The sequence below is a fragment of the Pedobacter africanus genome, assembly GCF_040548825.1.
Taxonomy (GTDB): domain Bacteria; phylum Bacteroidota; class Bacteroidia; order Sphingobacteriales; family Sphingobacteriaceae; genus Pedobacter; species Pedobacter africanus_A.
Genome location: NZ_JBEPSL010000004.1, coordinates 322,247 through 348,216 on the forward strand (window position 1 = coordinate 322,247; position 25,970 = coordinate 348,216).

The window sequence follows — 25,970 nt, forward strand, 5'->3', positions numbered from 1 at the left end:
GATTTTTATTTGGTTTGGTATAACTACACCCTTTTTGGGATAACGGGTGAATAAAATTTAATAAAAATGAAAAATATACCTCTATTTCAAATGAAGCACATTTCCCGAAAAGGAATGACTGATTTGCGAGGTCGTCTTCAAGTCATCTAAAAACTCATTTAAACGTTCTTTTTCAAGCAAGCCAGAAACAGCGTAAGTTCCCAATCCCGGGCGATCTAAAATGACCTTGACATCAAACCAGCGTTCCATGACATCTTTGATCTCAGCCAGAGGCATATTGTGAAAATAATAAACACCTTTCATCCAACTGAGCACATTATCGCCTTGAAAAGTGCGCTTGACAAGCCCACTTGCAGGATCATAACTGGATTGGTAGCCGGGCTCCAGTTTCAGCAAGCTACCATCAGTAGCCGTCAAGGCAACCCGACCTTCGACCAATGAGGTTTGTTCAATAAGCCCATAGGTATTTACATTAAATTTTGTTCCCAACACACGAATAGCGGTATTTTCGGTATGGACGATAAAAGGTTTATCCCTGTCTTTTACAACCTCAAAATATCCCTCTCCCTGCAAATAAACCTCCCTTGTATCACCCCCGAATAAAAACGGAAAACGCAGTTCAGAATCCGAATTCAGCCATACCTTTGTCCCGTCAGAAAGCACAATTCTATGGTCTTTTCCGGCCGGCACCAATAAAGTATTGAGTTCGGTAAGCGCAGGATGACTGGTTTCTTTTTCAAGTTCAGTGGTCGAGCTTTCCTTTTTCCCAACAATGGGCATGCTTCTGCCATCACCCAATACCAGGGCTACCTCCTTTTCTTTTTTTGATACCGGCACTGAAGCTGTCGGAGGCAAGTGTTCAGAATCCGAAAAATACCTGGAAGCTAAAAGACCAAAGATGAGCAGCACAAACATAGCCGCAGCGATATTTCTCCAATACGGCAGTCGCTTTGCCGGCACATTATTCATCTTAATTTTAACACCTTTCAATTCTGCTTCCGGATCAAGTCTTTCCAGAAAAGCTTCGGTTTCCAAATGCCTGTTTTGCTCCTCAAGCGATTCCCACAACAATTTAGCCGCAGGATCATTTCTTAACCTGCTTTGCAACAGCTGTTCATCGGCATCTGACAGCATACCCGCCAGCCGCTCCATATAATACTGCCTTATGTCTTGATCTTTAGGAACCATATATAAAATAGCTTGAAATCAGGTTAATCGGTTTTTGTTTTTATTAATGTACTCACGCAGATTCTTCAGCCCGATCTTAAGATGCGTCTTGACTGAATTGATGCTGATGCCCATTACATCGGCAGCTTCCTGGTATTTTTTATTGTGCAGATAAACGATCTGAATGGCCTCTCTGCGTTGTGCGGGGAGTTGTCCTAAAGCCTCGTCCAGGGATTGGAATATCGTTTCAGGCAAAGGTTCTTCTACACTTTCACCAGCATTAAAAACAGTGTATAACTCGCTCTTCTGCTGTACAGACTCCAATTGACGCAACTTATTCAGGCACCTGTTCTGAACGGACCGGTACAGGTATCCCCTGATCTCCCCCTCCAGCTTCATGTATAATTTCTTTTCCCATATCTCCATGAAAAATACCTGCACCAGATCTTTAGCCTCCTGCTCGTCCTTTAAAAAAAAATACGCATTCAGGCACAAAAGCTTAAAATACTTCAAAAAAATAGCATCATAAGCATTGATGTCGCCTTCTTTAAGTCTTAGCAAAAGTTCTGAATCAACTTTTTGGTTCATGAAGCGGGACTACACTAATTTTATATTTGGTTACAGCTTAAATTTATAAAAATTTCCTTTTTAATTTCAGGAAGCCTGAAATTAAAAAGGAAATTAACATGGATACATTAGACTACAACAAAAACCAACAATCGGGTGAATACAATTTTATTTTTTTCACATTTAAACCCAGGATCTTGACCGATGGACGCTTATCCGAGCATTCTGTATTTTTTTGTAAGACTGGGTCTGATCAAATAAATAACGGCAGGGAGCCAATCTGCGGGTTCGTTCCCATATTGTTTGCGAAATTCATCATCTTAGGGTTGAAATCGCGATCCATTGCTTTTCATAGCGGTGATGATGCGTTTGGGTTTTAATCACGGATAAGGCATTGACCACTATAAATGCATCGATACCTTTAAAATGGCAAGACATATTTGCCGATGAGCTGTGTAAACAGGCAGCATTGGCTGAAGGCAAGTTAACCTAATCGGTATCAATAAAAAAGAACTGAAAGCGTCTGCGTTTATAAACGCAGACGCTTTCAGTTCTTTTATAGATTTACAGCTGCCGTTGAAAAAAAGAGCCACTTATCTTATAGACCGGTTTGCCGGGTATCAAAGTATTTGGATAGTACCCACCTGAGTTGTTGCCCCAGAGTTTTGCTTCATTCGCTGTAAATGAGCCCCTGATCAGTACATTTTCCACGAACGTTTCCACTTTGATCTCCGTTGTGGATGGATTAATGAGGGGAACGGCGTACTCATCGATCATGGCTACACCGCTGCCATCGCTGATCATTAAAGCACTGGTCGGACCATAATCAGGATCTAAAGTTGTTTCTGAGGAATAGTTTCCTATTCCTTTAAAATCCGCAAGGTTAAACAAAGCCGTTGCCCCATCAAAAGGTGCCGTGCCAGAGGTGAGATATAGATTTGAAGTACCATTCCCTGTGTACCAGAAACTACTGCCATTGGGATCAGTACTGCCCTCATAGGTAAACACATCATTCAGATAAATTTCAAAATGATCGTAAACCAGGTTAAAACCCAGGTCGCTCAGGCTGATTCTTTTTGAACTCTCCGTTTTGTCCTGAATGCTCAGCTCATCAATCACACCGGCCACCTCATGGGTCAGGGGATCAAATTTCTCCAATCTTAGGCTCAGGTTGAATATAAATTTATCTTTTTGTGTGCTGTAACGGGTGTTTGGGAAAGTCGTACTGGCAGACGCTGCCCTATAGGCAATGTCCGTTCCATTCCCTTCCGTCGCCTCATTGTTTTGAATGCTGTAAGTGCCGGGTTTTGGATTACCGTTTTCATCTAAAGGCAAACTGACCCTAAGCGTTGAATAATCGTAAAGGTCATCATCCAGACGGACAATAAACTCAAACCCTTTTCGGTAGTGCGCAGTCGCCGAAGGTGTCCCAGAATAAACATCAATAAATGTTCTTCTGGCACTCATGCTGCTTTCTTTTTCTGCTCCATTGTATTTGAACTTGACATTCTTCTGGTCATTCGACAATGGAGGCGGTGGAGGTGGTACCGGCGCTGGCTGTTCTACAAACTCGAACAGGTCTTCCTGCTTCCGGCAACTGCTGAAGGCAATCAGCAGCGTAAGACAAATGTAAAGTAATCTTATGGTGTTAAATGTTCTCATTTTCTGTGTTTTTAAAGCATGCTAATTATAACCTGATGCCAACTCCGAGTGTATAATACGTTCCCTGGTAAGCCGACTGGTATCGGTTGTCTACACTGTCGAAGGCCCCTTCGGTTACCTTATATTTTCCATCACCATTGATGTCCTGCATCTGCAGGCTACGGGCATTTAAAATGTTCTGAACCCCGCCCTTTAGCTCCCATGTTTTAGAGAGTTTCTTAGAAAAACTAAAATCCAGTAAATTCTGTGGCAACTCATAAATATTGGGATAATCGATGTTTCCTATTCCGAATAGGCGTTTACCGATTACATTGTAAGCTACTGTCATTTTTAAACCGCTTTCATCGTCGGTATAATTGACAGCACTATTGATCAGATAAGGCGACTGTCCGTACATCGGCCTGTTTTTATCCTGAAGGCCAGCTCTTGCCCCTAAATTCACCCTGCTGTATACATAAGTGGCATTAAAAAGTACAGATACTTTTTGCATTTGCCTGTTCAGCCAGTTCTGTTCCGAAAAAAAGCGTTGCATCCCTAAGATGAACTCCAGTTCCGCTCCATAACTCTTCGCCGATTCCGCATTGCCCCATTGAAAATTATTCCGGCTGCTGGTACCTGCATAATAATAAAACTCTATGGGGTTCTTGAATTTTTTATAGAATGCCCCAATGCTGATCATTTCACCCAAACCAGGGTAATGTTCAAACCGCACGTCCAGGTTATCGATATCGGTTTGGGTTTTCAGATCGGGATTCCCGTAAGCCAGTCGTCCGGTATAATAATCCTTATAGAAAAAGCTGGCGATCTCCCTGAATTCAGGACGGTTCAGTGTTTTGGAATAGGCACTGCGGATCAGGCTACTTTCATTCAGGTTATAACTGATGTTCAGGGATGGCAACACACTGGTGTGTTTTCTGTCCAGATCAATTTTGCTATTTGCCAGTTCACCAGTGGTCTGATAGGCAAACGTATGCAGCTGCTGTCTGTTCTTTTCTACCCTGACACCACCGCTGATCTTTAAACTGCCGAGTGGAATTTCTGCGGCTAAATATCCGGCCTGGAGTAAGTTTGAAGCTGTATAGCTGTTCTGCCTGCCATAGGTTTCACCGATCACTTGTCCGGGGCCGTATTTGGGGTCATCACTCAGGTAGCCCAGTTGTATAAATTCGAAGGTTCGGTCTTTATCCTCTATAAAAATCCCGGCTTTCAGCTGAGGTTTGAAGCCAGAAAAGTCAAAGTTCTGAACAACATTCAGTCCAGCTGTTCTGGACGTATCGGGCAGGTTGATGTACTGACGGCCACGATTTGCCGCAGAAACAATGTTACGATCCAGGTTACGTTCCAGTAAGGAATAAGTGCCGTAATATTTCGCTGGATCCACAGAAAATTCCCTGCTTCGCTGGTCAGGATCGTTGTACCGGGTTTGGTTATAAGAAACCAGCCAGTCAATTTCCGTTTTCTTATTGAAAAATTTGTGACTTCCGGTCAGTTGCCCCAGGTAAGTACCCCTGTAATTGTTTAACAAAACTTTTTGTGCCAGATAACCCTCATCAGAATCTGAGGCCTCTTCTCCGGCAATTCCGGCGCGATCCACAAAAGCTGAGCTGCCCAGATGCGTATACAGATTTTTGAATGTAATCTCATGATCTGCGTTGATATTTAGCGACAAATTTAATAAACCATTGACCCTGACATCGTGTTCATAGGACTGATCGGCAAAAGTATATTCCCTGGTAAACTTATTTTCCCCACCTGCAAATTTCCCTGTATTTCTTGAGATGACCTGGTAGCGGTAGGAATTGGTATAACTTAATGCGGAAACCAATCCGAACTGGGTATTCTTGCCCAGGTAGAAACGCCGGGCAAGATCCATATTGAGCCTGGTATCCAATGGCGCAGTTTGCTGTCCGGCATCCCAGTTCTGGTTGAATGTTTTAGTCAGCGGTCTGCGGTCTTTGACCGGCATCAGGTCTATTCTGCCATCCAGGTTCCTGGCTTCCTTGAAAGCTTTGGGTAGTGCATACGTTCCGTCGTCATATCCCAGCCAGGATTTGCTGCCCTGCGGCTGCTGATAAAAGCTGCTTAGCGTCGTGCCTTGTCTGAATGAGGCCTGATAGCTCACATTGAATGCGTTTTTTACCGGCATTCCTGTGGTATACACCTTAACTACACCTCCGGCAAAATCACCCGGCAATTCCGGTACTGCAGTCTTATAGACCAGGATCCGGTCGATCATGCTGCTGGGCATAATGTCAAAGGAAAAGGCACGGCTATCGGCCTCAAAGCTCGGAGCTGTTACGCCATTGAGCAGCACTGAATTGTATCTTTGAGGGAGGCCACGAACGATAATGAACCGGTTTTGCATGACACTTACACTCGGAATCCGCCGCACCACTTCGGCGGCGTCCCTGTCCTGACTACGGGCGATCTGCTCTTTAGAGATCCCACTCACCACTGCATCGGCATTTTTGATCTCGTCAACGATTGCCGCGTTTGTTCCGGTCTCCTGTACCCTGCGGGCAGACACGGTGACCTGGTTCAGCTGTCCTTTATCTTTGGTCAGGGGAATGTTCAGTATAAAGGCTTTATTTTCAGTAACCAGGATTCCGGTGACCTTTTTGCTGCCATAACCAATGGAACTGACCTCTGCACTATAATTGCCTGCAGGGAGATTAAAATTGTAAACACCTGCGGTATCGGTACTGGTGCCTTTTCCGCCAATGCGGATGGAAGCACCGGCAATTGCGCTCCCGTCTTCACTATCGGTGATCTTGCCGGAAACCTTACCAGATTGCGCTTTTTTGACCGGAACTGGCCGGGCAATAATCAGAATACTGTTCCCAGCCTGCTTATAAGTAAGTACGGTACCGGCAAACAATTTGGTTAAGACTGCAGCAACCGTTTGTTGTTCTACCTTTAAAGTGATGAGGGGATTGTTGTTCTCGAAAAGGTTGTGCTGGTATTCAAAGCGCATCCCGGTGATCTTTTCGAGTTCAGGGATCAGCTCAAGTAGTTTTTTTCCGGAGAAATTAACCGAGATCTTGCTGGAATTGATGTCCTGTGCAGACACTCCTGCCGTAAAATTTAGGGACAGTATCAGCAGGAATAATAAAAATAGAAAGTGTTTTTTTTGTTTAACGATGTAATCGTATAGTTTAAAAATCATAATTTTGAGTAGTGAATTGTCATTAATAATTTGTTAATGGCCGTTTTTAGAGCCCTGTTAGCGCAGGGCTTTTTCTTTGATGTTCTTTTATCTTATAGGCACCCCTTTCCTTTTAAGTAAATGATATTTTTTTTGTGCTCAAATTCCAGACTACCCAACATTTTTAACTTGAGTAATACTTGTTCCAGTGGTAGGTTCTCAAAACTGGTTGTATAAAGGCAGCTGAGCATTCCCGGGTTTTCGGCCTGAAATACGACTCCATATTGTCTTTCCAGATCGGCTAAGATCTTCCCAAGCTCAGTACGGTTATAATATAGGCGGTGTTCGATCCAGCCATTGATGGCTCCCAGATCAATGGTAGATTTGTTGAAATGCTTACCGTTAAGGGAATAGTTCAACTGCTCAGCAGGCAGGAGGATCATTCCTTGTTTACCCGTTTTTTCAGTCACTTGTACCTTACCTGTTTTGACACTGACCTGCATCCCAGGTTCGCTTGCATAGCTTCTGATGTTAAATGAGGTACCCAGCACCTTGGTATTGAGCTGTTGCGAGTGAACGACAAAAGGTCTGGATGCATCTTTTTTGACCAGGAAAAATACCTCCCCATTGTCTAAATAGACTTCGCGCAGTTTTGCGAACTTTTCTGGCACCCGTATTTGCGTACCGCCATTCAACCAGATCTGGGAGCTGTCCGGGAGCAGGATCTTTTTTATCTCTCCATTTTTAGTGCTATAGCTTTGGAGTCTGGCCCTGATGGGCGCCTCTGGCTGTTGTTTGTAGATCCATAGTGTAGCCATACTGAACAAAAAAAGAACGGCAGCGACTTTCATCCACCAGAAGTTTCCGAACTGCTTTTTAGGTTTCGGGACTGTTGCGGAACGAATATTCTCCCAAAGACCAAACCTTATGGTTTCCTTTGTCGAGTCGTCGCGAAAAAGGTCGATCGGTTTATGGTCATCTGCAGAATTGAACCATTTTTCAAATTCATTTTTTATTTTATCATTCATCTTTTTAAGCTGCTACAATAGGATGTCTACCGGGAGCCAAAAAAGTCCGTTAATAAATTGTTAAATGTCAGTTAAATTTGATGAGCAATGATTTCGGATATCAGCAGGATGGAAAGTGTTTCTGCTGAATAACTGCCCAGATGTACCCTCAGACGCTTTAATGCATCCGATATGTTGTTTTTTACGGTTTTTTCTGAAAGCATCAGCTCAAGGGCAATCTCCCGGATGCTTTTTCCTTCCTCCCTGCTCAGGGTAAAGCACTTGCGAACATTATCCGGCATCCTTTCCAGTTCGTCCGTTACCAGGCGATCGACCTCCTTAAAAAGTACGAGCTCATCAGTTTGGGCTGAAACAGGCGTTTGGTATTGGAGTTCCGCTTCCCTGGTCAATTTTAGTTTTTCACGGCGATAAAGTGAATACAACTGATTTTTAGCTGCGGTAAACAAATAAGGCTCCATCCCCGTCCTTACAGAAAGTGAGGCCCTGCTGTTCCAGATGTAAATGAAAATATCCTGAACAATGTCCTGGGCCTGATCCCGATCTTTTAATCTCCGGTAGATGATGGAATACAGGTATTCCCAATACCTGTTGAACAAAACCTCAAAGGCAGCATGATCGTTACCCTTTATAGCACCCAGCAATTCCTGGTCAGTTGAGTTCTTCATTTAGAATTTATTCGATGCAAAGCTAATTCATTAGTATTAAAAAATTGTTAAAGGCAATTAAAGCTGCACAGGCTTAAGCTTCTATAAAATTCGGTTGCTCCGTGACTTGGCCTTCATCACCGCTTTCCTGCAATATTTGAGAATAAGCAGTGTTAGGTAGCTTTTTATCCATGAGATTTGACCGCAGGGTTAACTTTTCATACACTGCAAAGTAATTGTTAACAAAATGATAATTTACGGTTAGCTTAATGTTTCCTAATTTTGGCGCATGCAGATAGCAACCTATGTGGTTTATGAACTGTTGATCAGGCTTAATGAACTGAACGCAGATGTTGGGGACTTTGTTTCCTGCAAGAAAACAGAACAGGGAATTGCTGTACAGACAACCTCAGGTGAGCTTATTATACCAGAAAGCCTATATCATAGGCAATTTGCGAACCCAGCAGAAATCTCAACCATTGAACTTTTGTCTTTACTATAACTGTCTCGTTTAACACTTACTGGTTCGACTGCAGAATCCGAGTACCTTACTTAAGGCCTCCTTCGGAAAACCGGTACCTTTTTCCGAAGCAACCTGGGTTCAATCTGCATTTGATCTGCTTTCAATCCGAAAGCTGTTATAAAACAAAAAGCCACGACATCCATCGGGGCTCTTTGTTATCAACTAAACCTAAACTTTATAAATACTAACCAAATATTTATGCCACAAAAGTAAGGCAGCGATATTAAGGGTTTGTTAATTATGGATTATGATAAAAGTTTTTTGTTAAAACAACGAAATTCGTACTATTCTACTAATTGTAAACAAAGTTTGGATAAAAATGCTGCTTGATATAAATCGTGTCTCTCTCATACGATTCTTCATCAGCCCCTACTATCAGTTTTATCTCAAGCAACCATTTTGCCTGATCACCAGGCTTGTCAGGTGTTAAATTGATGCCTTTAACATAACCATCCAATTCCTTCAAAGGAATCATTGAACAGGCAGGACAAGACCTGATCAGTTTCACCCGCTCCTCCAAAATATCAGTCTTTCCTAATGAAAAGTCTTTCCCCTGCATAGGTGCTTTGATGTAAAGTTTCGCACTCATATCAGGCGTCTGCACTTCGCTCCAAAACACACGGTAATTACCTGTTTTAAAAATAATGGGTTCTATATTTAAATCGGTGTTTTCAGTAAACAAATATTGGCAGGTTGCTTTCTCCGGACAAGCGGTTAAATTCTTTTCATCAATTTCAATTTTTGGTTGTTTCTGTGGCTCCTTGTCTTTAGTGCAGGAAAGGTTAATCAGAATAACTGTCAATAGTATCAACAGATGAATACTTTTCTTTTTCATAATTTGTTTGTTTTTTAGCTAATACGGGTATGAGCGAAGCTTTGCTACAACGAGTGTGTTAAGCTTAGGTTAAGCTTTTAAAGAAGTATAAGAAGAAAGCTTAATATACAACACATGTTAATTATACGTATATTTAATGTAAACTAAATGTTAAGTAAAAATGACCCGTCTGCTCAAAATATTCGGTGTATGCTGCCTCCTACTGACCATGCCTTATGCTTATGGCCAGCAAAACAGTTACAACACTAGTTTTGAGTTTTACAACGATACCTTCAACCTGGAGGTAGATTCATCGATTATTGTGAACAATGATGTCACTTTATCCAAGCAACAGATTATTGCACACTATGACCGCGTAAGCCAGGGCAAGTACGATGTGATATTGAGCAAACTGCTAAACTATAAAAAGGAACACCAGCTGAACGACTGGCTGTATTACCAGCTGATCAGGAAAACAGCCCAGGCCATTAGCCCTAAAAAGGAAAACTATGAACGCTATACATTCTATAAATGGTTTTTTCTGGGTAAGTCGGGCTATGATGCCAGACTAACCATTTCCGATAACAGGATTATCTTCTATGTTTATAATGACGAAGATATATCCGATATTCCTTTTGTAAACTACCAGAATAAAAGATATATGTGCCTGAACCGCCACGATTATGCCTATGCCGACCTGAACAAGGTTCCTCCATACGAAATGATCAGCATGCCGGATGCCAAAGAAGCTTTTTCCTATAAAGTGACCAGGATGCCCGATTTTAAACCGGAAGATTATTATGAAAAGCAGGTACAATTTAACTACAAACATAAAACCTATCACTTTAACATTAAACTGAACTCAGACGTAGAGGCCATTTTTGCCAATTACCCGGTGGTAGATTTTGAATCCTATTTTAACATCCCATTAAGCAAAGAAACTTACGGCTCTTTAATTCCCATTCTTAAAAAGAACCTGAATGGGATGAACCAGAAGAAAGGCATTGATTATTTGATGCGCTTTACCCGTTACGCATTTTTATACGAGGATGACGACAAGCAGTTTGGCAAAGAAAAGCGGCTATCGCCCGAAGAAACATTGTTTTCAAAATACAGCGACTGCGATGACAGGGCTGCCTTATTTTTTTACCTGGTAAAGGAGATTTATGATCTGCCGATGATTGCCATGCTGTACCCAACACATATTACCATGGCCGTACAATTTGACAAGCCTGTAGGCCAGCCTATTGTTTATAAGGGTAAAACCTATTCTATATGTGAGCCTACTCCGCAAAAGGAGAACTTAAATATAGGACAGCTTTCTTCGAACTTAAAGAACCTGCCTTATAAAGTGGTTTATGCTTATGAACCTGGCTTAAAATAAAAAACCGGCTGTTCTTGGTTAGAACAGCCGGTTTTTTATTGCGCTTTATGTAAGCGTATTAATATTATAGGTTTGCCAGTAAGTTTACACCATCAACTGTAGCCCATTTGCCACCTGTTAAAGCAGCACCTGTTGCAGTTGTAGTAGGTCCCCAGTTAGTGCCTGGGAAGCTTGCAGCGCTAACAGTGAAACCCGTTGCTCCTGTAATAAATAGATTTGGTGTATTGGTAACTTTAACGTTTGTCAATTTGATTTTACCACCCACAACCTGGTTATCATAAGTAGCTACATCTTTAATTTGAACTGCACCACCATTAAAAGCTGTAGGTGTAGTTTGGCTAGCATAACCATCAATTATGATGTTGCTATAATCACCATTTCCTTGAGCTTTGAACTGAATAGCATCCAACTGGATTTCGCTTTGGTCTTCAGTTACCGTACCAGCAGCTCTTTTCAAGGTAATATTGGTTACTTTTGGTCCGAAAGCATTATTTACACCTTTTGCTTCAATTTCCATTCCGTAGTTAGCTTTAACAGTTTGGTAAGCAAACCAATTGCTATTGTTTTGGCCTTTCCAGCCATCTTGCCAGTCGAAAGAATCATCTGAGTTACCGTAAGAAATTAGGTTTTTACCGCTAACAGTACCACCGTAGAATTCGAAACCATCATCGTTACCTTTATAGGATACCAGGTTTTCCAATGTAGTACCTGCCCCTACAGAGTAGAACGAGAAACCATTATGTTCTTTTTTATTAGAAGTAATTACCTGTCCTGCATATTCTACCCTTACGTATTTTAATGAACCTCCATTATGTTGTTCGTTGCTTCCGCCGTAAGGTAAGTCTAATCCGTCTTCAGATTTTGCTGATTGTGGAGCAGGTGCTGTAGCTGAATTAACTATTGGGGCGTCTCCGTACATGATGATGCCTGCCCATGATCCGGCCACCTTAGACTTCTCCGTGAACACAATAGGTTCATCTGCTGTTCCTTCTGCAATCAGTTTACCTCCAAGTAAAACTATCAAGCCAGCTTCACCATTGGTTTTATCAGCGGTAATGGTTGATCCTTTTTCAAAAGTGATGGTAACTCCTGATTTGATTTTAACCATGCCTTTTAATGTATAGTTTCCGTAAGCAAAAACTTTACTAGTCGCCAATTCACCGCTGATTTCACCCTCTACCGGCTGCTTTACAATCGGATCATCGTCGTCACTAGAGCAGCCTGTAAATATTGATGCTGCGATTGCAATTGCGTAAAATACTTTTTTCATTTTTAAAAGATTTATGTTTATCTATCTATTTTTTCTTTAATACAAAACTACCTCTTGAATATTGCCTGTATGTTAACACCGGTTTACGCTTATATTACTGATTCGTTAAACCAATGTTAACAACAGTACTTTTAGAAAGTATAACCTAATCCTAAAGATATACCTACACCTCTTTTGTAATCCTTGACTCTCAGGTCATTTTCATAGATTGGCACCGAACTTTTCTCTCCAAGTTCTATTTTATAAAGCGGGTTCAAGATATTTTCTACTCCTACTTTTAAATCCCATTTATTTCCAAGCTTATTGTTCCAGATAAAGTCCAGCTTCCCGAAAGGCTTTTCATAATAATTATCCAAACCATTGGTACCTACCGCATAGATCCTTTCCCCATAGATACTATAGGCTAATGTCATTGTACTTTTCCATTTCTTGCTAAATTCAGTTTCGTGCTTAATATCAGCATTAACCAGCCATGGCGACGCACCTTGTAATTTTCTAGTATTGTCATTACCTATGGCAGCTGTTTCAGAACTATTTTTTATTTTGTCAATAGTTACTTCTGTAAACATCAGCGAGGTATTAAATCCAAAAGAGAAATCAGACAAAGATTCGGATATACGTCCTAGCTGTAGCAACAACTCTAGTTCAGCTCCATATAAGATGGCCTTCTTAGAGTTATTGTATGTAATCTGTAAACCACCACTACCTGCAGATTGAACAAATAAACGTTCAATAGGATTGTCAAGATATTTTGCAAAACCAGTCACAGCTATCATTTCCTTATCTGATGGAAACAATTCATATTTAGCATCCAGGTTATAGTTTTTACTGTTGATCACATTCGGATTACCTGTTTCAATGGTAGCATCCGGGTTCACAAATTCCAATGGAAATGCCTCCATAATTACTGGTTTAGTCAGCGTTTTAGATGCCGACACTCTAAAATTTGCCTTTTCAGTTAAAGCATATTTAAAGTTCAATGAAGGAAGAATGTCAAAGTTGTTTTTAGTCACTCTTTGAAAAGGATCGTTAAAACTTCCTGAGTTCCTGAATCTGGTTAGCCGCTGGGATTGTTCAAACCTCACACCGCCATTCAGATTAGCCTTATCACTAAGTCTCAACGCTAAATCTGCATAACCTGCGTTTACTCCTTCCTGCATTCTTGCCTTGTAGGTAGCATTTGAACCTTCTCTGTAAGTAAAATTACCCGCTGATATTTCAGAGGCTAGAGTTTGATCTGGTTTGTTCGTAGGGATAGTTACACCATTTGATGCCATATCCTGAGAAACTAAGAATCTAAAAACAGACTCCATCTTGTTATATGAACCATTGTAACCCAAAGACAATTTATGTGCTTTAGTCAGGTCTTCGTTTCCGAACTTCCAGTTATATTCCAGTAAGCCGGATGCGAAAAAGCTACCATCAAAGTCCATATACTGTCTTACTACGCTATTGCCTGAATAACTTATCGCAGTGCGTCCATCATCAAGACGCGCACCTTTGAAAGATTTTCTATCCGGCAACTGGTATTTAGTTAAAGAGTGAGATATACCTGCGCGAATATTGTGTCTGTCATCTTTAGTTAACTTATAACTGGCAAACAATTGGTTGTTTAGGAAATCTGTTTTCTGCAATTGGTTTAGCCTGATGAATGCATTTGTAACAGTTGCCTGGCTGTTGGTATAACCCAGTTGATCCTGGATCATATTTTCAGTACTCCTTAGATAAAAGGCATTATAACTTAAATTTAGGCGCTCGGAGTTATAATTGATTGATCCTAGTAAAGACGAATTGGTAGCAAATCTATACTTAGTAGTATATAAATTATTGTCATATACCCCTTGAGCCGTACTGAAAAAACGATCTACTCCCTCTCTAATCTGGAAGCTGTTGTCTGTGTTTACCGAAATAAGGTATTGTATAAACTGCTGGCCTTTTAAGTCGATTTTCCCGGTATGAAGAATACTAAAGCTCGAGTTTACAGGGGCAGTTATTTTTTCTACGTCAAAACCGGAACCAAATTGCGAATTGGCTTCAGAAGCCGACATCTGATAGGCTGCTGGTACCTTTCCAAATACTTTAGGTAAATCCCTTTCTTTTCCAGTGAGTCCAAGATAATCAGAAAAAGAGTTTGCTTCTTTTGAAACAAGGAATTTCCGGAAATTATTATTTGTAGTAAATCCCGCACCGAAACTCACTTTAGTTAAATTCTTTTGCCCCCTGGCAGTCAAAATATTAAATGTTCCACCAGCAAAATCTCCATACAAGCCCGAATTAAAGGTTTTGTAGGTTTCCAGTGCGCTTACAATATCAGTTGGGAATAAATCCAAAGGGATAATCTTTTTGAAAGGGTTGTTTGAAGGAACCGCAAGTCCGTTGATCAACAGGTTATTGTACCTGTCTTCCAATCCCCTTACAAAAAGGCCCCTACCATCTACCTTAGTAATACCGGTAATCTTGGTCAGCCCCTCTTCCACATCACTTACGCCCTTACGCGACATTTCCTGAATACCAATACCCTGCTTAATCTCAGTTGCATTCTTTTGGCTCATCAATATTGCTGTCTGGCTTTCTCTGCCAGCCTGCCCGGTTACTACTACTTCATTCAGCTTCTGTGAGTTGGATTCTTCCAAAGCAATATCGAGTACGGTAGTACCGCTTTTTACTTCTACATCAGCGATGGTTTTAACAGTGTAGCCAATATAAGTCGCTTCAAGCATGTACTTTCCGGCTGTCAATCCGCCTAGAACATATTTACCATCAACGTCAGTCGAGGCACCTTGTGTCGTACCCTTAATCTTAACTGTAACACCAATCAGTGTTTCGCCAGTTTTCTTATCTGATACTTTACCTGAAATTTTTCCTGTTTGCGCAAATACTGTAGCGCCGATAATTAAAAACAGCACTGTAAATAGTGCTTTTTTGAGGTGTAGTTGTGATTTCAATTTGCCGTATATTAATTTCCAGCAAAGCTATTACCACAATGTTAGCTATATGTTAGCTTCAAATTACCATTCGTTTACCCAAATGTTAAGAAATCATTAAATGGCTTTCAGATCAATATCTTAGGCCTACTTTTTTGCAAATAAAGTGCAATAACCAAATTGGGCCGATTAACAGGAACTTAACATCTTCTAAAAATGAAGGTTTCTTCCCTTCAATCTTATGACCTATAAATTGCCCTATCCAGGCCAGCACGAAAATTACCAGGCAAACCAGCCATAACGCAGGGCCGCCAGCGGCTTCAACTTTCTCCAGCTGCACAATAAGAATAGACATTCCAAAGATCAGCAGCAACATCAGGTACGACATTACCGGCGACAGCCTGTAATAATAATACACCGAAAAGGCAATCAGAAATGAGGCCCAGTTTACATAACCATTGTACCTGCCCAGAAATTCCAGATGTGGAAATGGGATGGCCCAAACCAGGCCCAGCAGGCTAAAAACAATTAAAGGAACGCAAACCCAGTGAATGGTTTCGTTGGTATGGTTCTGGTGGCTTTCCGCATACTTGTCAAAAAGCATATCTACCTCACTTTTGGTATTGGCCCCTGTCCCTTTGTTTTGCTCCTTCTTCATGTCGTTATTGGTTTAACTGTAAAAATAAAAAAAAGCGATGGGTAATCCCATCGCTTTTCTAAAATATAATAGGTTAACTATTTCGCAAATGAAACGGAACGTGTCTCCCTGATCACTGTTACCTTAATCTGACCAGGATACGTCATTTCTGTCTGTATACGGTTAGAGATATCAGCAGCAAGCAATTCGGCCTGCTGATCGGTTACCCGCTCGCTCTCTACTACCACGCGCAATTCCCTACCTGCCTGGATGGCAAATGTTTTCTCTACACCAGGGTAAGAAAGCGCCAGCTCTTCCAGCTCTTTTAAACGTTTGATATAACTTTCTACAACCTCACGACGGGCACCCGGACGCGCACCTGAAATCGCATCACAAGCCTGGATAATCGGCGAGATCATAGAAGTCATCTCTATCTCGTCGTGGTGGGCACCAATGGCATTGCAAATTTCAGGGTGTTCTTTATATTTTTCAGCCAGCTGCATACCCAGGATAGCGTGTGGCAGTTCCGGATTGTCATCAGGCACTTTACCTATATCGTGTAGCAATCCGGCACGTTTAGCCATTTTAGCATTTAAGCCCAGTTCTGCCGCCATAGTAGCACAGAAATTGGCTACCTCGCGCGAGTGCTGTAATAAGTTTTGTCCATAAGACGAACGGTAGCGCATACGTCCAACCATTCTGATCAGCTCTGGGTGTAAACCATGAATACCCAGGTCTATCACCGTACGTTCCCCAATCTCTACAATCTCATCCTCTATCTGTTTCTTTGTTTTGGCAACAACCTCTTCAATACGGGCAGGGTGTATACGGCCATCTGTTACCAAACGGTGCAGGGCCAAACGGGCAATCTCTCTTCTTACCGGGTCAAAACCAGATAAGATAATGGCCTCCGGTGTATCGTCTACAATGATCTCGATGCCTGTAGCGGCCTCAAGTGCACGGATATTACGTCCCTCGCGTCCAATTACACGTCCTTTGATCTCGTCGCTTTCGATGTGGAAAATAGATACGGTGTTTTCAATGGCCGCCTCAACAGCGGTACGCTGTATGGTTTGGATGACCACCTTTTTAGCCTCTTTGGTAGCGGTAAGTTTAGCCTCGTCTACAATATCCTTTACCTGGATCATGGCCTGGGTACGGGCTTCCTGCTTCATGCTTTCTACCAATTGCCCGCGGGCCTCATCAGCACTCAGGCCGGCAATGGTTTCCAGCTGTTTAATGTGCTGGTTTTTCAGCACCTCAACTTCTTCCTGTTTCTTTACCGCAATTTCTGTTTGCCTTTCCAGGTTCTTTTTATGGTTATCCAGTTCCTGCTCTTTGCGGCTCGCATTTTCCAGTTTCTGGTTCAAAGACTGCTCTTTCTGTTTCAGCGAGTTCTCGCGCTGGTTGATCTGGTTGTTCTTTGAGTTTACTTCCTGCTCGTGCTCAGATTTCAGTTGCAAAAACTTCTCTTTTGCTTCCAGCAACCTGTCTTTCTTCATGATCTCGGCTTTGCTCTCGGCATCCTTGAGCATCTTTTTCACCTTGGTCTGGGCAGCAGTCTCCTGCGCTTTCAGCAGGTTCCTGAGCAGGAACCTCCCTATTAAAACACCAACCACAAGGCCGGCCAGTACATATCCTAGTATTTCCATTCTCTATTATTATTTGTTGTTTAATCAGATACAATCCTCTTGCAAGCACCAATCCCTCCGGGACTTTAATCTTATCTGATTACTTATAATTCTTTTTATCTATATCCTGAAACCACACCATCCGTAGTTTCAAAAAAAAACCGCAACTAAATCCTTGAGCCCCTCGTTTTAAAAACCTCAACTAATTATAATTAGGATTTAAGTCATTTTCAGGTGCACGAATGCAGATGAAATACACCCTCTCAATCCTATAAATATTGAAGTGTTAAGTTTTAAAAATAGTGAAACTCAAAAACCTAGCTGCGGCTATGTCTTTGTGCTAATCTTAACTTATGTAAAGAACGTACTTATTTTGAAAAAAAATCGTTTAATAAACTATCCAGTTCTTCCACCTTCTCGGCAACAGCTGTGTCCTGATTCTGGACCTTGTTTTCTACCCTCAGTACTGCCGTTGCATAATGCAATACTGCCATAGAAAGCAAATCCTGCTTATCTCTGACCGCATAATTTTCCTGATAGTCTTTTATGCGCTCATTAATAATCTTGGCTGCCCGCCTTACAATTTCTTCTTCCTCGGTATTTACCTTTAAAGGGTAGATACGGTCGGAAATAGTTATTTTTATCGAGATTTCTCCCATTTCTTAGCTTTGTTTCACTTTTCAGATATTGCTTACTTTTTAAGCAATACAACACACTTATCTATTTCACGCACAAATTCGTTAATTTTTTGCTTTATATCAAGTGTCTTTTCACTTGTGCCTTCAATACTTTTCGCCAACTTTAAAACCCTCAACTTCTCTTCAAGGTCTGCATTCTTGTTTTTTGAAGTATCAAGCGCAACCTTAACCGACTCATTTTCCAGCTTTAACAGGTCATTTTCTTCTTGTAATGCACCACAAAGCTCTATTAAGCGAGCTGTTTTCTGCAATACGGAGGTTAATTGATCTGCAACTGATGACATGAAAAATATTTTATTTTCTAATTTCTGCTTTAACTGTTTGTGCTAAGTTATGTATAATTTTTTGCATAACTGCATCAATCTGTTTATCGGTTAAGGTTTGCTCCTCATCCTGAATCGTAAAATTCAATGCATAAGATTTTTTACCCGCCGGCAGCTTATCCCCAACATACACGTCAAACACCTGTATGTTCCTGATCAGCTTCTTCTCGGCCTTTAAAGCAACCGCTTTTAAGGCATCAAAAGTAATATCTGTATCTACCAGCATAGACAGGTCCCTTCTTACAGCAGGATATTTAGGCACCTCCTGGTTCACAATTTTATTCTTCCTTACCATATCCAGCAACAGCGCCCAGTCAAAGTCTGCATAATACACATCCTTATCTACATCTGCCTTTTTCTTATCAGCCGCAGTAGCCCCACCAAAAGTCACGATAGCCTTCTCGCCCCTCAAATATTTCAGGCCGAAAGCGAAATTCGCATCCTGTACTTCCTCAGTTTGATAGCCTGTAATGCCCAACCTGCCAATAACCGCATCAACTGCAGCCTTCAAATGGTAAAAGCTAACCGGCGCAGGCTTCTGGTTCCATTGTTCTGACTGGTTTGCTCCTGAAAGCAGTACCAGCAGGCGCGGGCGCTCCACATATTTTCCTGCAATCAAATGATAGGTTTTGCCAAACTCATAAAACTTAATGTCGGCCGTTTTCCTGTTCTGGTTATAAGCAACACTTTCCAGGGCAGGCATCAGCAGTTCCTGGCGCATTACGTTCAGATCTGAACTTAAAGGGTTCAGGATCTGTACCGCCTCTTCCGGATTTTTAGAATAAGCCCCCTTGGTTAAAGAATTGCACCAGATTTCTAAAAAGCCATTCGCAGTAAGCATATCAGCAATTACATGCTGGGTTTGCTCTTTATCGGGTTTGGCACTATACGATAAAGACGCATTTATTTTACTTGGGATCTCGATGTTGTTGTAACCATAAATCCGCAGCACTTCTTCCGTAACATCACATTCACGGGTCACATCTACCTTAAAAGCAGGCACTTTCAATCTCAGTCCCTCAGCAGTCTCGGCCTCTACGGCTATTCCTAAAGCAACAACAATTGCCCTGATCTCTGCCGAAGGGATCTCTGTACCGATTAACCTGTTGATATTGGCATAACTTACTTCCACATCAAAAGGCTTAACGGGCTCCGGATAAATATCTGAAACCTGGGAAGCAATTTTGCCGCCAGCCAGCTCACTGATCAGCAATGCTGCACGTTTTAAGGCAGTAACCGTCATATCAGGATCTGTACCGCGCTCAAACCGGAACGAAGCATCTGTTTTAAGCCCATGTCTTTTCGACGTTTTACGTACAGAAACCGCGTTAAAATAGGCACTTTCCAAAAACACATTTGTTGTGGTTTCGGTAATACCAGAACTCTTGCCACCAAAAACACCCGCAATACACATCGGCTCTTCTGCATTGCAAATCATCAGGTCTTCGGCCGAAAGCTTGCGCTCAACACCATCAAGTGTTACAAAAGGTGTTCCTTCAGCACATTTCTTAACGATAACCTTTGCCCCTTTGATCTGGTCTGCATCAAAAGCGTGCAAAGGAACGCCCAGGTCATGCAGTACATAATTGGTGATGTCTACAATATTGTTGATTGGCCTGATGCCAATTACTTTTAACTTATCCTGTAACCATTCTGGTGAGGCCTTAACCGTAACACCACTGATGGTTACACTACTGTATCTTGGCGCAGTGGCAGTATCTTCCACCTGCACTTCAAGCTTCAGCCCCTCATTATCTACCTTAAAACCAGAAACATCAGGCATCTGTAACGATGAACGGAAATACGCGGCCAGGTCCCTTGCCACACCTAAATGTGAAGCGGCATCGGCCCGGTTCGGGGTAAGGCCAATTTCAAAAAGATAATCATCTTCCAGTTTGAAATAAGTTTTTGCAGGAGTACCTGTCACTGCATCCTCAGGCAAAACCATGATTCCGTCATGAGATACGCCCAAACCGATCTCATCTTCAGCACAGATCATACCTTCCGACACCTCGCCTCTTATTTTTGATTTATTGATCTTAAATGGTTCTCCTTCGTTTGGATAAACGGTAGTACCTACCGTGGCTACCACTACTTTTTGTCCCTGTGCCACATTGGGTGCGCCACAAACAACCTGCAAAATTTCGGGTCCGCCAACATCAACAGTAGTTACCCGCAGCCGGTCTGCATTCGGGTGCTGCACACAGCTCAATACATGACCTATAACCAAGCCCTCCAGGCCACCGGCAACAGCCTGTACTGTTTCCAGGCTCTCTACTTCCAGGCCAATATTTGTCAGTATCAGCGAAAGCTCCTGCGGGGTTTTATCCGTTTGAATGAATTGTTTAAGCCAATTGTATGATATCTTCATGTCGCGTATTCAAATAAAACGCAAAGATATTATTTAATGGCGAAAGCGGAAAGCCCAAAAAGCCCTGTGAAATTAAAAAGATAAATTGTTAATGGAAGCTCATATTGCTCAGAATGGCCACACATGCGCCGGCACCAACTACCAGCAGTATGACGCCAATGATCAGCAGCCTTAGTGCTGGTTTTAAGGGCTGATCGTTAACGGCTTTAATGATGAGCTGGATAAATCCGATCAGCAGCAAAATGCCTACAGCGACCCAGTAAAGTAAAAAAACTGCCATCTCTATTGCTTTGGTTTACAAATGTAAATTAATTGAGGTTTAATTTTTCTCTTATTGCATCTATTTTATGGTCCCTGTAAAAAATATTCATGGTTTCGAAAGGGATGATTTTCAGCTTATCACTTACAATATGCACACATGATTTTTTAACGGCCCTAACATCGAAGTCCAGTGGATCCATAAAGTTCATGATAATGATCCTGAACAGATTGTTGTAACTCAGACTGTCAGACTGCACCCTGGGCAAACAGCACATCAACTCTCCGAATGTCCCCTCGGCACAATCTACAGAAACCCCTGTGCTAAACAAATTGAGCATATGTGCTTTTAGTTTTTCATCGTGCTCAAAAACAATGGTATTTTTTGAATTGTTGAGCAGATCTTCCGGGTTAACAAGATGCGTCATGGGCAATACTTCCTCGTCCAGCTTTAAAGCATAGGCCATACAAAGCGCATCTGGATTGCAAGGCACCGGGATCAGGTCCTGCGGTTTAAACAGCGGGTATTGCTCATAAATTTTACGCCTCACCTCTGTCAGCGTGATCCTGCCCTGCTGATCATTATAGTTGTCGTTCCTTCCCGCCACCTGGGTAGGCTGAAAAGTTACGCCCCTTATACATTTCTGCTTTAAAGCATAATCCAGTATTTCCCCGATTTCATGATCATTCACCCCTTTCTGAAGGGTAACTACCAGCGTTGTGGAAACATTGAACCGGTTCAGGTGATCAATGGCTTTCTTCCTTACCTCCGTCAGGTCCTCGCCCCTCAGCTTTTCCAGTACATCGGCGCTAAAACTGTCAAACTGCAGGTAAATTTCAAAATCGGGCATATAAGAGGCCAGCTTTTCTACAAAGCCAATATCCTTTGCTATCCTGATGCCATTGGTATTTACCATCAGGTGTTTAATAGGCTTGGTTTTGGCCAGGTCAAGTATTTTAAAGAAATCCGGATGCACGGTAGGCTCCCCTCCCGAAAGCTGCACTACATCCGGCTCACCTTCATTGGCAACCACCACGTCCATCATTTTATTGATTTCCTCCAGTGTGCGGTGCCGTCCATAATTTGGGGATGACATGGCATAACAGGTCGGACAACTCAGGTTACAGCGGTCCGTTACTTCTATTATCGTAAGGCAGGAATGCTGCTCATGATCTGTACACAATCCGCAATCGTAAGGACAGCCATAATGTACCTTGGTATTAAACTTCAGGGGCATCTCCGACTGCTTATTGTAATTCCTGATCTGCTTGTAATATTCAACATCATCAGCAATCATGACCTTACTGTCGCCATGTACCCTGCAGTTCTTCAGCATAAACACTTTTGCGTCCTGAAACACAATCTTGGCATCGCAAAGCTGCAAACATTCCGGGCAAAGGCTTTTGGTATAATCGTAGTAAATGTAATCTCTGGTCTTCATAGGTATAATCGTTTCGCTGTGCGGATGATGAATTTATAATAATACAGAAATATAAACAATGCCGACCAATGTATACTGCTTAAATTTAAAAAAAGAGGCTGGTAAGGTTTAATGAACTCCACGGCAAACCGGTATAAAAAATACAGCACCATAAACAGCTTAAAGCGATCGCCATTGATCATCTCTTTTTTGCTCAGCCCGATAAAAAGACCGCATAGCAAAACCATATACAGCATCTCGTATAACGCTACCGGATGCCTTTTTAAGCCATCACCCAGATCCATTCCCATAAAAAACTTAGTCGGGTTCCCAAACACGGGCTCATCAATACCCATCAGGAAACAACCAATCCGTCCTATAAACAGCGCCACAATAATGGGGATCACATAAATGTCGCCCGATGCTATTTTTACCCCGATTGCCTTTTTAACGAGCTCTACCCCAAACAGGCCGCCAAGTAAGCCCCCGGCAATGGTTTTACTCTGATACAGTACTAAAAAACTAAGCTGCCCAAGTTGCCCTGGTGTTTCCAGTATGGCAACTACCCTGGAACCAACCAAAGCACCCAGCATTGCTCCAAGCATAATCCACAGCCTGTTTTCATCAGAAATCGAATCTTTAATCCCTTTTTTCAGGAAATAGTATAAACGCACGCCAACAAAGAAGGCCAGCAGCTCAAAAATATAGTGCCAGTGGTATAATTCTCCAAAGAGCTTAAATTGAACGGGAAAACTCAAAACCAATACTTAAAAAAACAACCGGGCCATAATGGGCAGGTGATCCGAAGGATAACGCCGGTTTTTACTATCACTCAGCACGCCGAACTTCTGTACCTTAAAGCCTTTGTTCACAAAAATATAATCGATCTTGTCCTTCAATGGAGCATTCCATTTAAAGCTGTTAAACGTACCATCAGGCCCATAAGCGGGTTCCATGGAGATTTCTTTGGTATCACTTAAAAAAGTTTTGATGGTCGCAATAGCTTCTGTTTCCGGTGTAACATTTAAATCGCCTGTCAGCACCACAGGCAATTTAGGTGCAATTTCCTGGATCTTCTTTTTGATCAGCTTAGCCGATTCAATTCTGGCCTGTACGCCCACATGATCATAATGGGTATTAAAAACCATAAACTCTTTTTTATTCCATTTGTCGTACAGTCGTACCCAGGTACAAATTCTGACAATTGCTGCATCCCAGCCCCTGGATGGCTTTTCGGGCGTATCCGATAGCCAGAAAGTACCGCCATCTTTTTTTACAAATCTTGTTTTATCAAAATAAACAGCAGAAAACTCGCCCTCACGCTTCCCGTCCGTACGCCCTACACCAACCATTTCATAGTTTGTATTTTCCAGCAACTGATCAGCCTGCAGGGCCAGCGCTTCCTGTACACATAAAATATCTGCATCATGAAATTTCACCAGCGCCTTTACATTTTCCTTTCTGTTAGGCCAGGCGTCTTCTCCATCCGTGGTATTGTTGTAGCGGATGTTATAGCTCATTACATTGATGTAATCCGCCGGCTTTCTTTGGGCTTTAGCAGCTGTTGTCAGCAGCAGCAAACCCATACATAATTTCGTCATCATCTTCATAAGTCCAATTTACAGCTTCAATGTTAAATTAACCCTTCATCTCCAAAACTAAAAAACAACTTATTCGTTACAATAAGATGGTCGAGCACATATAAATCGAGCGTTTTACCAGCGGCAACCAGTTTTTTGGTAATGCTTAAATCTTCAGCGCTGGGTTTAAGGTTTCCTGAGGGATGGTTATGTGCCAGGATGATATAGGCAGCATTATGCTCCAGTGCGGTCTTAAAAACAACCTTCGGATCGGCCACTGTACCTGCCATGCCCCCTTTGCTGACCAGCTGTTTGCCAATTACATAATGGGCCTGGTTTAGCATCAGGATCCAGAACTCTTCATGGTTCAGGTCGGCAAAAACAGGGAGCAGCATTTTATAAACATCAGCTGAGGTCATAACCTTCATCAGCTCTTCGCCCGCCGCTTCTTTTCTGCGTCTGCCCAGTTCAAGTGCCGCCACAATACCAATAGCCTTTGCTTCACCAATCCCCCTGAACTTCGAGAGGTCTTTTACCGATAGCTTACCCAATGCATCCAGGTCATTGTTACAGGAAACCAGTATACGTTTACTCAGGTCTACCGCCGTTTCGTCCTTATTGCCCGAACCTATTAAAATGGCGATCAGTTCGGCATCGGTCAGGTACCGCCTTCCATTAAGCAACAATTTTTCGCGGGGCCTGTCGGCTTCGGCCCATAGCTTAATACCCAATTTTTCCTGGTAAACCTTCATAGCGTAAATTCATTGAAACAAAAAAGGGATATGCAATGCATATCCCTTTTACAATATTGTAAAGCTATGTTTATTTTAAGCCATTCACAAATTTAGTCAGCTTAGATTTGTTGTTAGCTGCTTTGTTTTTGTGTATAACATTCTTTTTGGCTAAACGATCCAGCATAGAAACTACTTTAGGAAGTAATTCCAATCCAGTTTTTTTATCTTCCGCAGCACGCAATCTTTTGATAAACGTACGCGTTGTTTTTGCCTGGTACCTGTTACGTAAACGTTTAGCAGCGTTTGCTCTGATTCTCTTTAATGAAGACTTATGATTTGCCATTTCTTATTGTTAATATTTTATTTTAGCGTTACCGCTCTTTTATTGTTCTAATTTTCGGACTGCAAATATAGAATTAATGTTTTTAAATTACAAAAGCATTGTGCAAATTATTTTATGTTTTATTTTATCGCTGTAAGCTGTGCTGCAATCAGTCCCATATCCATATCAGCCTGCGGCCGCGTGGTGCTCAGGCTTAAAAGACCATCCAGCTGCACATTTTTTGTATTCGTAGCCACAGCGGTATGCTGATCAGTTACCCCGCTCATTTTCAGGCGTGCATGTTCACGTACGTTTGTATATAAACTCCCCGCTATGGCATCCACTTTTGCAGAAGCGCTCTGACTCAAAATCACCTGAAGGCATTTTACATCAAATTTATTGCTGGTTACCACCTGGGCATTCCCGGCAGCCTGTATTCTTTGCAGATCTTTTACAGATACCCGGATAACCACACAACCTATTTCTGAGGAATTAATATATAAGGTATTGCCTTTTCCCATCACCGATGTGAAAGCAGGATTAAAATCTTCCTCCACAAACACGCCTTCCTTATCACTTTGGGTTAAGAAGACCTTAACGTTTCCGCTAACCCATATTTTATTGAATCCTGTGGCCGGCATCTCTAACTGAATTGTGTTTGCTGCCAGACCTTTAACTGATGATGACGCTAAAAGTACTACTGCCAGTACTGCTGCGAATAATGTTTTTGTAAGGGTTTTCATAATCTTATGTTTTAAAATTGTTGTCTTATTTGTTTGTAGATAAGACGCCTTCAATTTCAAAACGTTGCAGCCCTTTTTTCAGCAATATACCAGTTCAGCAATAGCCACGACCAACACCCTAAAC

23 protein-coding genes are annotated in these 25,970 nt (G+C 41.9%); 2 read left to right on the plus strand and 21 right to left on the minus strand.

Translation table 11 applies throughout. From position 1 onward, the window contains the following. Positions 1-81: 81 nt before the first annotated feature. The 6 genes from ABIE26_RS21005 to ABIE26_RS21030 all read right to left on the minus strand — a co-directional run bounded on the left by ABIE26_RS21005 (position 82) and on the right by ABIE26_RS21030 (position 8,234). Positions 82-1,188: a FecR family protein gene (locus ABIE26_RS21005; RefSeq protein ID WP_310145470.1), complete on the minus strand. Its 1,107-nt coding sequence runs from the start codon at positions 1,186-1,188 to the stop codon at positions 82-84. 18 nt (positions 1,189-1,206) lie between these two features. Continuing rightward, the gene (locus ABIE26_RS21010) at positions 1,207-1,755 is read right to left on the minus strand and encodes an RNA polymerase sigma factor (RefSeq protein WP_310145472.1); all 549 of its coding nucleotides are present in this window, start codon (positions 1,753-1,755) and stop codon (positions 1,207-1,209) included. 543 nt (positions 1,756-2,298) lie between these two features. Continuing rightward, complete coding sequence (locus tag ABIE26_RS21015) at positions 2,299-3,396, minus strand: hypothetical protein (protein ID WP_310145474.1); 1,098 nt, start codon at positions 3,394-3,396, stop codon at positions 2,299-2,301. Positions 3,397-3,421: 25 nt separating this feature from the next. Further along, complete coding sequence (locus tag ABIE26_RS21020) at positions 3,422-6,562, minus strand: TonB-dependent receptor (protein WP_310145476.1); 3,141 nt, start codon at positions 6,560-6,562, stop codon at positions 3,422-3,424. Between the two features lie 92 nt (positions 6,563-6,654). Further along, the gene (locus ABIE26_RS21025; protein ID WP_310145479.1) at positions 6,655-7,569 is read right to left on the minus strand and encodes a FecR family protein; all 915 of its coding nucleotides are present in this window, start codon (positions 7,567-7,569) and stop codon (positions 6,655-6,657) included. Between the two features lie 71 nt (positions 7,570-7,640). Then, positions 7,641-8,234, minus strand: a complete 594-nt coding sequence (locus ABIE26_RS21030) for an RNA polymerase sigma factor (protein ID WP_310145481.1) — start codon at positions 8,232-8,234, stop codon at positions 7,641-7,643. Between the two features lie 268 nt (positions 8,235-8,502). Between ABIE26_RS21030 and ABIE26_RS21035 the strand changes: the two genes are divergently transcribed. Further along, a complete protein-coding gene (locus ABIE26_RS21035; RefSeq protein ID WP_310145483.1) occupies positions 8,503-8,715 on the plus strand; it encodes a hypothetical protein in 213 nt (70 codons plus the stop codon). Between the two features lie 313 nt (positions 8,716-9,028). Here ABIE26_RS21035 and ABIE26_RS21040 read toward each other — a convergent pair whose 3' ends face one another. After that, on the minus strand, positions 9,029-9,571 hold the full coding sequence (locus tag ABIE26_RS21040) for a hypothetical protein (RefSeq protein WP_310145485.1): 543 nt from the start codon (positions 9,569-9,571) through the stop codon (positions 9,029-9,031). Positions 9,572-9,731: 160 nt separating this feature from the next. Between ABIE26_RS21040 and ABIE26_RS21045 the strand changes: the two genes are divergently transcribed. Further along, complete coding sequence (locus ABIE26_RS21045; RefSeq protein WP_310145487.1) at positions 9,732-10,934, plus strand: hypothetical protein; 1,203 nt, start codon at positions 9,732-9,734, stop codon at positions 10,932-10,934. A 64-nt stretch (positions 10,935-10,998) separates the two neighbouring features. On the opposite strand, the gene ABIE26_RS21050 is transcribed toward ABIE26_RS21045, so the two are convergent. The 14 genes from ABIE26_RS21050 to ABIE26_RS21115 all read right to left on the minus strand — a co-directional run bounded on the left by ABIE26_RS21050 (position 10,999) and on the right by ABIE26_RS21115 (position 25,846). Then, the gene (locus tag ABIE26_RS21050) at positions 10,999-12,204 is read right to left on the minus strand and encodes a hypothetical protein (protein ID WP_310145489.1); all 1,206 of its coding nucleotides are present in this window, start codon (positions 12,202-12,204) and stop codon (positions 10,999-11,001) included. Positions 12,205-12,335: 131 nt separating this feature from the next. Next, positions 12,336-15,149: a TonB-dependent receptor gene (locus tag ABIE26_RS21055; protein ID WP_310145491.1), complete on the minus strand. Its 2,814-nt coding sequence runs from the start codon at positions 15,147-15,149 to the stop codon at positions 12,336-12,338. A gap of 112 nt (positions 15,150-15,261) precedes the next feature. Continuing rightward, the gene (locus ABIE26_RS21060) at positions 15,262-15,786 is read right to left on the minus strand and encodes a DUF962 domain-containing protein (protein WP_310145493.1); all 525 of its coding nucleotides are present in this window, start codon (positions 15,784-15,786) and stop codon (positions 15,262-15,264) included. A gap of 77 nt (positions 15,787-15,863) precedes the next feature. Further along, positions 15,864-17,417 (minus strand): ribonuclease Y, encoded by a 1,554-nt coding sequence (rny, locus tag ABIE26_RS21065; protein WP_084241376.1) that lies wholly within the window; start codon positions 17,415-17,417, stop codon positions 15,864-15,866. 347 nt (positions 17,418-17,764) lie between these two features. Next, complete coding sequence (locus ABIE26_RS21070; RefSeq protein ID WP_084241377.1) at positions 17,765-18,055, minus strand: cell division protein ZapA; 291 nt, start codon at positions 18,053-18,055, stop codon at positions 17,765-17,767. Between the two features lie 32 nt (positions 18,056-18,087). Next, positions 18,088-18,378: a hypothetical protein gene (locus tag ABIE26_RS21075; RefSeq protein WP_310145497.1), complete on the minus strand. Its 291-nt coding sequence runs from the start codon at positions 18,376-18,378 to the stop codon at positions 18,088-18,090. Between the two features lie 10 nt (positions 18,379-18,388). After that, a complete protein-coding gene (pheT, locus tag ABIE26_RS21080) occupies positions 18,389-20,788 on the minus strand; it encodes a phenylalanine--tRNA ligase subunit beta (protein WP_310145499.1) in 2,400 nt (799 codons plus the stop codon). 88 nt (positions 20,789-20,876) lie between these two features. Then, complete coding sequence (locus ABIE26_RS21085) at positions 20,877-21,068, minus strand: hypothetical protein (protein ID WP_310145500.1); 192 nt, start codon at positions 21,066-21,068, stop codon at positions 20,877-20,879. 28 nt (positions 21,069-21,096) lie between these two features. Further along, positions 21,097-22,488 carry a radical SAM protein gene (locus ABIE26_RS21090; protein WP_310145502.1) on the minus strand — a complete coding sequence of 464 codons (1,392 nt, stop codon included), beginning with the start codon at positions 22,486-22,488 and terminating at the stop codon, positions 21,097-21,099. Then, positions 22,485-23,225: a prolipoprotein diacylglyceryl transferase gene (locus ABIE26_RS21095; protein ID WP_310145503.1), complete on the minus strand. Its 741-nt coding sequence runs from the start codon at positions 23,223-23,225 to the stop codon at positions 22,485-22,487. Before ABIE26_RS21095 ends, ABIE26_RS21090 begins: the two co-directional genes overlap by 4 nt. 9 nt (positions 23,226-23,234) lie before the next feature. Beyond that, the gene (locus ABIE26_RS21100) at positions 23,235-24,071 is read right to left on the minus strand and encodes an endonuclease/exonuclease/phosphatase family protein (protein ID WP_310145505.1); all 837 of its coding nucleotides are present in this window, start codon (positions 24,069-24,071) and stop codon (positions 23,235-23,237) included. A 29-nt stretch (positions 24,072-24,100) separates the two neighbouring features. Further along, positions 24,101-24,799 (minus strand): RadC family protein, encoded by a 699-nt coding sequence (gene radC / locus ABIE26_RS21105; RefSeq protein ID WP_310145506.1) that lies wholly within the window; start codon positions 24,797-24,799, stop codon positions 24,101-24,103. 70 nt (positions 24,800-24,869) lie between these two features. After that, entirely contained in the window at positions 24,870-25,124 is a 255-nt protein-coding gene (rpsT, locus tag ABIE26_RS21110) for a 30S ribosomal protein S20 (RefSeq protein ID WP_012780987.1), read from the minus strand. A gap of 119 nt (positions 25,125-25,243) precedes the next feature. Next, on the minus strand, positions 25,244-25,846 hold the full coding sequence (locus tag ABIE26_RS21115; protein WP_310145507.1) for a GIN domain-containing protein: 603 nt from the start codon (positions 25,844-25,846) through the stop codon (positions 25,244-25,246). Positions 25,847-25,970 lie beyond the last annotated feature (124 nt).